Source organism: Hyphobacterium sp. (genome assembly GCF_965229905.1).
Lineage (GTDB): Bacteria > Pseudomonadota > Alphaproteobacteria > Caulobacterales > Maricaulaceae > Hyphobacterium.
In genome coordinates this window covers 1,812,878-1,823,473 of record NZ_OZ245930.1, presented here as the reverse complement: position 1 = coordinate 1,823,473, position 10,596 = coordinate 1,812,878, and the positions used below count along the sequence as shown (strand labels likewise).

Annotated in this window: 10 protein-coding genes; 5 read left to right on the top strand and 5 right to left on the bottom strand. The window is 61.9% G+C overall.

What is annotated here, in order from left to right; translation table 11 throughout:
- Together ACO08C_RS09215 and ACO08C_RS09210 are read right to left on the bottom strand one after the other, a co-directional pair.
- On the bottom strand, positions 1–1,608 hold the full coding sequence (locus ACO08C_RS09215; RefSeq protein WP_421785094.1) for an antiporter: 1,608 nt from the start codon (positions 1,606–1,608) through the stop codon (positions 1–3).
- A gap of 67 nt (positions 1,609–1,675) precedes the next feature.
- On the bottom strand, positions 1,676–3,001 hold the full coding sequence (locus tag ACO08C_RS09210; RefSeq protein WP_421785093.1) for an MFS transporter: 1,326 nt from the start codon (positions 2,999–3,001) through the stop codon (positions 1,676–1,678).
- A gap of 254 nt (positions 3,002–3,255) precedes the next feature.
- On the opposite strand from ACO08C_RS09210, the gene ACO08C_RS09205 reads away from it, so the two are divergent.
- From ACO08C_RS09205 to ACO08C_RS09190, 4 genes are all read left to right on the top strand, one after another.
- Positions 3,256–3,954 carry a helix-turn-helix domain-containing protein gene (locus ACO08C_RS09205; RefSeq protein WP_421785091.1) on the top strand — a complete coding sequence of 233 codons (699 nt, stop codon included), beginning with the start codon at positions 3,256–3,258 and terminating at the stop codon, positions 3,952–3,954.
- Positions 3,938–4,489 (top strand): molybdenum cofactor guanylyltransferase, encoded by a 552-nt coding sequence (gene mobA / locus ACO08C_RS09200; protein WP_421785089.1) that lies wholly within the window; start codon positions 3,938–3,940, stop codon positions 4,487–4,489. Before ACO08C_RS09205 ends, mobA begins: the two co-directional genes overlap by 17 nt.
- 75 nt (positions 4,490–4,564) lie before the next feature.
- On the top strand, positions 4,565–5,584 hold the full coding sequence (moaA, locus tag ACO08C_RS09195) for a GTP 3',8-cyclase MoaA (protein ID WP_421785087.1): 1,020 nt from the start codon (positions 4,565–4,567) through the stop codon (positions 5,582–5,584).
- 3 nt (positions 5,585–5,587) lie between these two features.
- On the top strand, positions 5,588–5,845 hold the full coding sequence (locus ACO08C_RS09190; RefSeq protein ID WP_421785085.1) for a MoaD/ThiS family protein: 258 nt from the start codon (positions 5,588–5,590) through the stop codon (positions 5,843–5,845).
- 194 nt (positions 5,846–6,039) lie between these two features.
- Here the strand turns inward: ACO08C_RS09190 and ACO08C_RS09185 are convergent, their stop codons facing one another.
- On the bottom strand, positions 6,040–7,215 hold the full coding sequence (locus tag ACO08C_RS09185) for an NnrS family protein (protein ID WP_421785083.1): 1,176 nt from the start codon (positions 7,213–7,215) through the stop codon (positions 6,040–6,042).
- A gap of 169 nt (positions 7,216–7,384) precedes the next feature.
- Between ACO08C_RS09185 and ACO08C_RS09180 the strand changes: the two genes are divergently transcribed.
- Complete coding sequence (locus ACO08C_RS09180; RefSeq protein ID WP_421785081.1) at positions 7,385–7,924, top strand: nuclear transport factor 2 family protein; 540 nt, start codon at positions 7,385–7,387, stop codon at positions 7,922–7,924.
- A 35-nt stretch (positions 7,925–7,959) separates the two neighbouring features.
- Here the strand turns inward: ACO08C_RS09180 and ACO08C_RS09175 are convergent, their stop codons facing one another.
- Both ACO08C_RS09175 and ACO08C_RS09170 read right to left on the bottom strand, forming a co-directional pair.
- Entirely contained in the window at positions 7,960–8,685 is a 726-nt protein-coding gene (locus ACO08C_RS09175) for an anaerobic ribonucleoside-triphosphate reductase activating protein (RefSeq protein WP_421785079.1), read from the bottom strand.
- A complete protein-coding gene (locus ACO08C_RS09170) occupies positions 8,654–10,537 on the bottom strand; it encodes a ribonucleoside triphosphate reductase (RefSeq protein ID WP_421785077.1) in 1,884 nt (627 codons plus the stop codon). Before ACO08C_RS09170 ends, ACO08C_RS09175 begins: the two co-directional genes overlap by 32 nt.
- Between the last annotated feature and the right edge of the window lie 59 nt (positions 10,538–10,596).

Below are 10,596 nucleotides of genomic sequence, written 5' to 3'. Positions count from 1 at the left end.
TTACGGGTTCTTCACGTAAGCGCCGGGGCGAAGGTAGAACCACCAGTTGATGGCGATGCAGACGGCGTAGAAGACGGCAAATCCGATCAGCGCGTATTCCGGCGTGGTGGCGCGGATCTGCTCGCCGAAGACCTGCGGAATGATGAAAGCGCCATAGGCCGCTACGGCCGACGTCCAGCCCAGGACAGGACCGGCCTGCTCGCGGTCGAACACCATGGCGATGGTCCGGAAGGTCGAACCGTTGCCGATGCCGGTCGCCGCAAACAGGATCAGGAACAGGACGAGGAAGGGCGTGAAATACGTTTCCGGCGTCGCCGACCCGTAGGCCTCGCGCATGAACCAGGCGACGCCGAGTGCGCAGATCACCATGATCACCGAGATCACCTGGGTCACCAGCGCACCGCCGAACCGGTCCGCCAGCTTGCCGCCGATCGGCCGGATCAGCGCGCCGATGAAAGGTCCGGTCCAGGCGAACATCAGGGCGCTCGGCCCGTTTGCATTGACGGTGTCATGCGTCATCACGCCGTCGATCTCGATGTGCTGGAAGCCGAAGATGACTTTGATGGCGAGCCCGAACGCGGCGGCGTAGCCGATGAAGGAGCCGAACGTCATCGTATAGATGACGGTCATCGCCCAGGTGTGCTTGTTGCGGAAAATCTTGTACTGGCGGTCAAGGCTCTTGCGGATCGCGCCCGGGATCGCCTTCAGCGCAAACACCGTCGCCGCGATGACGGCCGGCAGCACCAGCCATTTCGAGATCCCCCAGCCCGACCCGTTGAAATCGGCGGGCAGCATCAGCCACAGACCGGCCGCTGCTGTGGTCAGACCGATCGCCAGCATGCCCGCAATCTTGGCGAAGGCCGCCGGCGGCGACCCGATGTCCGGTGAGACATGCTCGTCGCGGATATTGTTCATGCCGAACCAGGTCGCGAAAACGATGGGGATCAGGATTGCCACCCAGATGAAGCCGGCATTGTGCAAATAGGTCTCGGTTCCGGCCGGGATGCGCCCGATCAGCGTGCCCGACGTGTTCTGCAGCACCATCGATGTGCCGCCGAAGACGCCGACCGTCATGACCAGCGGGATCAATATCTGCATCGTGGTGACGCCGAAATTCCCAAGCCCGGCATTCATGCCCAGCGAATAGCCCTGCACCTTCTTGGGAAAGAAGAAGCTGATATTCGACATCGAGCTGGCGAAATTGCCACCGCCAAAGCCGGACAAGAGAGCCATCAGCTGGAATTGCCAGAGCGGCGTATCGGGGTTTTGCAGAATGATCGCCGTGCCGGCCGAGGGCAGCAGCAAGAGCGCCGTGGTGAAGAAGATCGTGTTGCGCCCGCCTGCGAGCCGGATGAAGAAGGTCGAGGGAATGCGCAGCGTGGCGCCGGACAGCCCGGCGATCGCCGTGAGCGTGAACAACTCCGCCTGGCTGAAACCGAAGTTCAGATTGATCATCTGGACGGTGATGATCCCCCAGTAGAGCCAGACCGCGAAGCCGCACAGAAGGGCCGGGATCGAGATCCACAGATTGCGGTTGGCAATACCCCTGCCGGTCTTTTCCCACTGCTCGGGATCTTCGGGGTTCCAGTTATAGAGGTCCTTGGCCATGTCAGTGTCCTTGTTGTGGTGTGGCCGTGATGACGCGCGGTGTGGCACCCGTCACCACGGCACGGCCTCAGCTTGCCTGCGGAGCGGGGAGTGGCTCGTCGGGCACGTCGCTGAGGTGTTTCTCGTCGGCCAAAGCCGGATATTTGCGGTGCTCCATGCGGCGGATGGCAACGTGCATCCAGATCGTCGAAACCAGGACGATCACGAACATCAGCATGAAACAGCTGGTCCAGACGCCGGTCAGGTCGTTCATGATCCCGAAGCTGATCGGCAGCACGAACCCGCCGAGACCGCCGATCATGCCGACTAGGCCACCCACTGAGCCGACATGGTGCGGGTAGTAGACCGGGATGTGCTTGTAGACAGCGGCCTTGCCGAGCGACATCACGAAGCCGAGCCCGATGGTCAGCACCGCGAAGGCGGTCACGCCGATGCCGAAGCTGAATGCGATCGGCCCGTCAATGCCGCTGACGATATAGCGGGTTTCCGGATAGCTCAGGATGAACAGGCAGATCAGCGAAACGATGAAGGTGAGGTACATCACGAAGCGTGCGCCCCACTTGTCCGACATCCAGCCGCCCAGCGCGCGGAAGATCGACGCCGGCAGCGAATAGGCTGCGGCCAGCATGCCGGCGGTTTGGAGATCGAGATCGTAGGCCCCGACATAATAGCGCGGCAGCCAGGAGGCGAGCGCCACGAAGGCGCCGAACACAAAGAAGTAATAGGTGGCGAAACGCCAGACTTGCGGATTCTTCAGCGGTTCCAGCTGCATCAGCGCGGACGGCCGCTTGCGGCCCGTCCGGCGTTGCTCGGCGAGCACCGGGTCGTCCTTAGTGAACACCCAGAAGATCACGGCCATCAACAGCAAAACGCCGGCATAGATCTGTGCTGTCTGCTGCCAACCAAACGCGACGACCAAAAAAGGCGCGCCGAAATTGGTAACTGCTGCGCCCATATTGCCGACGCCGAAAATGCCAAGCGCCGTGCCTTGCGCTTTGGCTTCATACCAGCGGGACACATAGGCGATGCCGATGATGAAAGAGCCGCCCGCCAAGCCGACGCCCAGCGCCGCCAGCAAAAACAGCGGATAGCTGTCGGCCATCGACAACAGGAAAGCGGCAACCGCAGTGGTCGCCATCTGGATCGGAAACATGATCCGGCCGCCATACTGTTCGGTCAGAATGCCGAGGAAGATCCGGCTGATGGATCCGGTCAGCACCGGTGTCGCGACCAGCAGGCCGAATTGCGTCTCGGACAGGCCGAGCTCCTGCTTGATGCGGACGCCGATGATCGAAAAGATCGTCCACACGGCAAAGCAGACCGTGAAGGCAAGAAGGCTCATCCCGAGCGCCTGGCGCTGCTGGCCTTTGGTAACACCATCGAGTGTGTGCATGTCTGTCCCCTGTCTGTCTGCGAGCACCCGGCGAGGCCGGGCAGACAGACCCTTCATAAGGGCAGAGATGACAGTTGGGGATGTCTATACTTGTCGCGCGTCAATACAGCGCGGCCTAAATTATCGAATCCATCTATCTCAATTTCTCTCTTTACATGCCGCAAGAACAAAGAAGAATTTCGTCATTCATGCACTTGATCGATGTCAAGCCAACCTGTAAGGCACTTTTCAGGGAGAACGGCCGGAGCCCTTCAATGAGACCAACAGATCGCGAGATCGTTCGGGAGCTCAAACTCTTCAAGGATGTCGACGCCGACGTGTTCGATGCGTTGATGACGGCATCTTACGCGCAACGAATTCCGCCCCACGTTGAACTCATCCGCGAAGGCGATCCCGCTGACTTTCTCCACATCGTCCTCGATGGTTGCGTCGAGCTGTTCTCAAGCGGACATGGCCGCGAATCGTCGATGGCCATTGTTTCACCCGTTTCGACCTTCATTCTGGCCGCAACCGTCAACGACGCGCCTTTCCTTATGTCGGCGCGCACCATTGAATCCTCGAAACTGATTCTCATCCCATCCCAGAATGTCCGCGACGCATTCGCGCGTGATGCGCATTTCGCGCGGGCCATCGTCACCGAATTGGCGCACTGTTATCGGGGCGTCGTGAAATCGATGAAGAATTTGAAGCTGCGGACGTCGATCGAGCGGGTCGGGAATTACATCATTCGCTTGCAGGAAAAGTCCGGCGGCGCCGAGATCGTCGAATTGCCCTATGGCAAGAAGAACCTCGCTTCGATCCTTGGCATGACGCCCGAAAATCTGTCTCGAGCGTTTGGTGCGTTGCAATCGCACGGCATTTTGATGGACGGTGCTCGGATCGAGATCACCGACCGCGCCGCCCTCAACGCCATCAGCAAACCCAACCGCCTGATCGATGACCCGCGTAGCTGATACGCGGCCCGTGGCCGGCGTCGTGCTCGCAGGAGGGCAGTCCCGCCGGATGGGATCCGACAAGGCGCAGCTCACTTTTGACGGACGCCGCCTCTTGGATATCGCGACGGATTTGCTGCACGACGCCGGGTGTGGCGCCGTATTCATCAGCGGGCGCGACGGCCTGCCCAACGCCATTCCCGACAGCAAGAACCGCCGCGGCCCGGCTCATGCCATACTGGATTGCCTCAATGCGCTCGAAGACCGTTTCGAGGGCGTGCTTTTTCTGCCGGTCGACATGCCTTTGCTGCGGGCTGCAGACCTGTCGTCTCTGCTAAACGCGGAGCCCGGGACCGGCTGTGCGTGGGCCGGCCATCCGCTTCCGGTTTTCATCCCGCGCGGGCTGCCAGTACCGGGGCGTGAGCACATTCACTCCGTGAAGTCGCTTTTGGCCGCCCTGCCCATCCGCTGGTTGCCATTGGAGTCGACGCAATCCGGACGGTTTGCCAATCTCAACACCCAGGCAGATGTCACGGCTGCCCGGAATCTGCGTTAACCTGCGACCTCGCGTCGCTTGGCAAGCGTTGGAAATTGATGTTTGTCAAGGAACGAAGCGTTCGAGGAGTCCGCGATGGACCGCCGCCCGATTATCAGCCCCGCGACGCCGCTGATCGACCGTTACGGGCGCCAGATCACCTATTTGCGCCTGTCGGTTACGGATCGCTGCGACATGCGCTGCGTATACTGCATGAAGGCGCGTCCGGAATTCCTTCCGAAAGCCGACCTCCTTTCTCTGGAAGAGCTGACCATGCTGTGCGACGCCTTCATCGCACGCGGCGTCACCAAGATCCGGTTGACTGGGGGCGAACCGCTGGTCCGCAAGGATGTGCTGACCCTGATCGAATCCCTCGGAGCCCGGATCGGCCCGGCAGGGTTGAAAGAGCTCTGCCTGACAACCAATGCGACGCAGCTGCCGCGTTTTGCAGAACGCATGGCCGCTGCTGGCATCCGTCGCCTGAATATCTCGCTCGATACGCTCGAAGCGGACGTGTACCGGCAGCTGACCCGCGGCGGCGGCATCGACAAGGCTCTGGCCGGCATCGCCGCCGCGAAAGCAGCCGGTTTGCAGGTCAAGATCAACGCCGTCGCCATGGCCGGGGTCAATGAAACGCATCTGCCGGACTTGATTGGCTGGGCCCATGGCGAAGGCCACGACGTGTCGCTCATCGAGGTCATGCCCGTCGGTGAAATCGGTGCCGACCGCTCCACCCAATTTCTCTCGCTGAAAGACGTAAGGTCATCGCTTTCCGATCGCTGGACCCTGACGGACCTGCCAGATAATACTGGCGGCCCTGCCCGTTACGTCAAAGTGGAGGAAACCGGCGGCCGTCTTGGCTTTATCTCGCCACTGACCGGCAATTTCTGTGACAGCTGCAATCGGGTTCGGGTGACCTGCACAGGCCAGCTTTATGCCTGTCTCGGCAAAAACGGTCGCATTGACCTGCGCCATGCATTGCGCGCCGGGGGCCCTGAGGCGCTCGACCGTGCACTTGACGAGGCTGTGGCGGAGAAGCCCTGGGGACACGATTTTGATGTTTCGCCGGGCGCCGCCGCGGCGGTAGACCGCGACATGGCGCGAACGGGAGGTTAGCGCGTGCAGATCGAACTCGAATTCTTTGGGCCCATCGGCGATCGCCTTTGCGAAGCGGGCGGGTCGATCGAGCTCGCAAGTGACCCGGCCACTGCCGGCGATTTGTTGGACAGGCTGGCGGGCAAACTTTCCGGCGGCGAAGCCTTGCGCGATCCGCATTTGCGGCTGGCGATCAATGATCGGCTGGTGGACCGCGGGGCGCCGGTTCAGCTCAAGGATGGTGACCGCGTCGCGATTCTCTCGCCCTTCTCCGGCGGTTGATGATCGGTCTCTTGATTTCCGAAATGCGCGACCCGGAGCCAAATTCCGGAGATTGAAATCCACCCGTGCCCGGGCGCTGTCAGACGATTGCTAAGTGAGCGGAAGCGGCAAGCGGTCGACCGCCGGCCGCTTTCAGTCGACATTGTCTCACGGTTTCTTGGCGTCCCCTCGCCTCTTGCGGTCGCCGCCGGAAACTAGGCCGGTTCAGCTTTCCTTCCGCCGAACAGAATCGGCGCATAGGCCATGGCGAACAGCCCAAAGGCGCTGCTCCACACAATGGCTGACAGGCCGAGCAAGGCAGGCGGGTCGAACATCAGAGCAGCCGCAACACGCAGGAGCGCGCCGAGATGGACGAGAAGAAAAATGGCCGTTGTCGCACCGTCGGCCACGCGTTCGCGGCCCGTATGGCCGAGACTGGCCCGCGTCATGACGGCGAGGGTCATGGCGCCGATCAATCCGGTTCCCAGGGCGTGGAAACCGGCCTCGTAGGAGACGGTTTCCGGCCACAGGATTCCGGCACCGGTGATTGCCAGGGCGGGCACGATCCAGACATAGCCGGCGTGCAGCGACCACATCAGCGGTTCCGCAAACGTCCGCGACCACTGCCAGCGGTGGAAACGGACCGCATGGGCGGCGGCCACCAGCAGCATCAGTCCGCCAGGCAGGGGGTACTCCGGCAAGACCACCCATGCCGCCAAAGCGATCGCTGTCATAGCAATGACCAGCTTGTCGAGGGATTGCATCGGCGGCGCCACCGCCTTTGCCGCCGCATCGCCCCGGGCCGCCAGCCAATTGCGCGTGAAGCTGGGGACGATGCGCCCGCCGATCAGCGCGATCAGGAGCACGGTAACGGCAAAACTCCCGCGGATGCCGTGTTGTGTAAATGCCGGCTGATGGAAGGCGATATGGGACAGGGTGAACAGTCCGATCAACCCGGCCACGGGCAGGTTCCACCAGTTCCGGCCTGCAACAATCTCCCGGACCACAACGAGTGTGAGCACGGGCAGGAAGGCCACATCGATCCACAGCCCCCAACTGTCTGCGGCGGCCAACATGGCCAGCCTTCCGGCCAGCCAAAGCGCAAACAGCCACGAGAGCCCACCACCTGCGACCGGCGCCCGGCCGGTCCAGTTGGGGATGGCCGTCAGGGCAAACCCGCAGATGATCGCCGCCAGAAAGCCGAACAGCATCTCGTGTGCATGGCCGAGCTCGCCGGCCCCTGGACCGATCCAGCCCATGTACTCAGCAATCCAGAGCGGCACTTGCAGGGCTACCCAGATCGCCCCGCCCAGAAAGAAGGGGCGGAACGCATTCTGGAGGAAGGGCGGGGCGGCGCGGCGACGCGCTCCGCGATCAATTGCCAAGCTCACGGCCAGCCTCTATTATTGATAATTATCAATTATCATAGCCGGGCGCTTAGATGCAATTGCGATTTATTGTCACGGGCGCGCTTTTTGCGAGCGCGCGGCCTCTCGGCCCACCCAGGGCGAAATGGTCGACCCGAGATGACGGATGCCGCCGACCGGCGGGAGGCGAGGCATGCCAGCCTTGATGCGCAGCAGCCTGCTTTTTCTGGCCCTGTCACCAGCCGCTTTCGGCGGCATGGCCTCGGCCTGCGATTCGGCACCTGAAACACGCGTCGCACGGGCCGTCGAATTCATATCGATCTGGGAAAGCCGTCAGACCGACCTCCTCGACACCATCACGACAAGCGGCGCCGTGTATCGCGACACGCCCAATCTGCACGACTATGTCGGCGCAGACATTGCCAGCTATTTCAATCACGTCCATGGCTGGTCCGATGACACGCGGATCACCATCCAGGCCGCATCCGCAACACCCTGTGGCGCAATTGTCGAATGGACGGTTTCCGGGATCCAGGCCCGGGCGATCGGCGACCGCATGCCGTGGGCGTCGAACCGGCCATGGCAATTCGAAGGCGTGACGGTGTTCTCATTCGAGGACGACCGGATCAGCCGGGCGGTCGATTACTATGATGTTGCCACCTTCATGGCGCAGATCGGCTTTGCCTTTCATCCGCCGGTTCCGGACCCGTCGCCGGAGGGCGGCCCAGATTGATAACCGGAGCGCAGGACTGATCGCCCTCGTCTTGGCTAATGCACGGTCCGGGTTTCAAAGCGATCGAACATATCCCTCAAATCTTCGAGAAGCCGGTCATCCACGAAGACGGCGCCACCCAATCCCTGCCCTGATTGCGGATCGCGGCATTCCTGCAGCACGAAATCGCGGCAGCCACGGATGGCCGCCGCCTCCGCAATATCGCGCACGGCACATGGATCGATGAGTTGCGGCCACACCGTGACCCGCACCTCGAACGGGATGCCCCATCCGGCGAGCAGATCCAGGCTCGCCCGCGCCCGGTCGCCGCTGCCGTTCACCCCCGTCACGGCGCGATAGCGGTCAAACGGCGCTTTCACGTCAAACCCCACCCAGTCGACCAGGCCTTCAAGGCGGGCAAGACGGTCCGGCAGGACTCCGGACGTGTGCAGCCCGGTGTCAAACCCCATGGCGCCAACCTGCTGCAGCGCCTCGGCGAGCCGCGACTGAACCAGCGGTTCGCCCCCAGAAAACACGACGCCCTGCAGCAGGCTTTGGCGGCAAGCGAGACGCTTTGCAATGTCGGACCAGGCCATCGGGTTCTGGCCCCTGGCCGGGATCAGGTCGCGATTGTGGCAGTAGACACAGCGCAGCGGGCAGCCCTGCAGAAACACGACCGCCGCCATCCGGCCGGGGAAATCCAGCGTGGTGAAGGGCTGGAATCCCCCGACCCGGAAGCCGGTGAGCGGATCAGGCGGCGCGGCGGCGGCGAGGGTGTTCATGGAAGTGCTGCCGCTCTTCATGCTCAGACTTCTTGCCGGGATTGAAGGCCTCGACCGGGCGGTGATAGCCCATCACCCGCGTCCACACCTCGCAGGCTTGCCGATTATTTGCGTCGTATTGCCCGGCCGCCTTCGCTTCCTCGTCGCAGACCGGACAGAACGCCTGCTCGCCGGCGAGATAGCCATGGTGCGGGCAGATCGAAAAAGTGGGCGTGATCGTGATGTAAGGCAGATGGAAGCTTTCGAGCGAACGCCGGACAAGGGCCGCACATGCTTCTGCACTGGACAGCTTCTCGCTCATATAGAGATGCAGCACGGTGCCGCCGGTATAGCGTGTCTGCAGCACGTCCTGGCGTTCGAGCGCCTCGAACGGGTCATCGGTAAAACCGACCGGCAATTGGCTGGAATTGGTGTAATAGGGTGATTGTTCCGTTCCAGCCTGCAGGATGCCCGGAAAGCGCTTGGCGTCCTCCTTGGCGAACCGGTAGGTCGTGCCCTCCGCCGGCGTGGCTTCCAGATTGTACATGTGCCCGGTGGCTTCCTGGAATTCCAGCATCCGGGACCGGACATGATCCAGCAGACGGAGCGCGAATGCTTCGCCGGAAGCCGTCGTGATGTCCTCGCGGCCAGATGTAAAATTGCGGATCATTTCGTTGATGCCGTTGACCCCCAGGGTCGAGAAATGATTGCGCAAACTGCCAAGATAACGCTTCGAATACGGGAACAATCCCTGATCCATCAGCGACTGGATCAGCGACCGCTTGATCTCGAGACTGTCGCGTCCGAGTTCGAGCAGCCGGTCGAGTTCCGCCATCAGTCCGGCCTCATCACCCGCAAACCGGTAGCCGAGGCGCGCGCAGTTCACGGTCACGACGCCGATCGACCCGGTTTGCTCGGCTGACCCGAACAGGCCATTGCCGCGTTTCAGCAGCTCACGCAGGTCGAGCTGCAGGCGGCAGCACATCGACCGGATCTGGTTCGGCTTCAGCTCGGAATTGATGAAATTCTGGAAATAGGGCAGCCCGTACTTGGCGGTCATGTCGAACAACAAGCGCGCATTCTCCGACTCCCACGGGAAATCGTCCGTGATGTTGTAGGTCGGGATCGGGAAGGTGAAGACCCGCCCGCGGGCATCGCCACGCGTCATCACCTCGATGAAGGCGCGGTTGATGACGTCCATTTCGGCCTGAAGCTCACCATAGGTGAAGTCGGCCTCTTCACCGCCAATGACCGGCACTTGCTCGCGCAGATCCTCGGGACAGACCCAGTCGAAGGTCAGGTTGGTAAACGGTGTCTGCGTGCCCCAGCGCGACGGCACATTCAGATTGAAAACGAATTCCTGCATCGCCTGGAAAACCGTCTCGTAATCGAGCCGGTCGATGCGCAGGAAGGGCGCCATATACGTGTCGAACGACGACAGCGCCTGGGCGCCCGCCCATTCATTCTGCAGCGCGCCGAGGAAGTTGACGATCTGACCCAGCGCGCTGGTGAAGTGCCGCGGCGGCGCGGCTTCGATCTTGCCCGGCACGCCGTTGAATCCTTCGACCAGCAGAGTGCGCAGCGACCAGCCCGCGCAATAGCCGGCCAGCATGTCGAGGTCATGGATATGAAGGTCCGCCTGTCGATGGGCTTCGCCCAGTTCGGCCGGATAGACGTGATCCAGCCAGTAATTGGCCGTCACCTTTCCCGACGTGTTGAGGATCAGCCCGCCCAGCGAATAGCCCTGATTGGCATTCGCCTTGATGCGCCAGTCCTCGCGCCCGACATATTCCTCAATCGTCGATTTGACATTGATCCGCCCGGCATCCGCCGTCCGGACTCGTCCGGCCCGGTCTTCCGTCACCAAGTCCATTGCGCCCTCCAGCATTACGACATGTTGTGTCTATGTTTGTTCAGACACCAATATGTTGT

Coding starts and splice junctions, on each gene's coding strand:
- ACO08C_RS09215 (WP_421785094.1), bottom strand. CDS start 1,608: ATGGCCAAGGACCTCTATAACTGGAACCCCGAAGATCCCGAGCAGTGG.
- ACO08C_RS09210 (WP_421785093.1), bottom strand. CDS start 3,001: ATGCACACACTCGATGGTGTTACCAAAGGCCAGCAGCGCCAGGCGCTC.
- ACO08C_RS09205 (WP_421785091.1), top strand. CDS start 3,256: ATGAGACCAACAGATCGCGAGATCGTTCGGGAGCTCAAACTCTTCAAG.
- mobA (WP_421785089.1), top strand. CDS start 3,938: ATGACCCGCGTAGCTGATACGCGGCCCGTGGCCGGCGTCGTGCTCGCA.
- moaA (WP_421785087.1), top strand. CDS start 4,565: ATGGACCGCCGCCCGATTATCAGCCCCGCGACGCCGCTGATCGACCGT.
- ACO08C_RS09180 (WP_421785081.1), top strand. CDS start 7,385: ATGCCAGCCTTGATGCGCAGCAGCCTGCTTTTTCTGGCCCTGTCACCA.
- ACO08C_RS09175 (WP_421785079.1), bottom strand. CDS start 8,685: ATGAACACCCTCGCCGCCGCCGCGCCGCCTGATCCGCTCACCGGCTTC.
- ACO08C_RS09170 (WP_421785077.1), bottom strand. CDS start 10,537: ATGGACTTGGTGACGGAAGACCGGGCCGGACGAGTCCGGACGGCGGAT.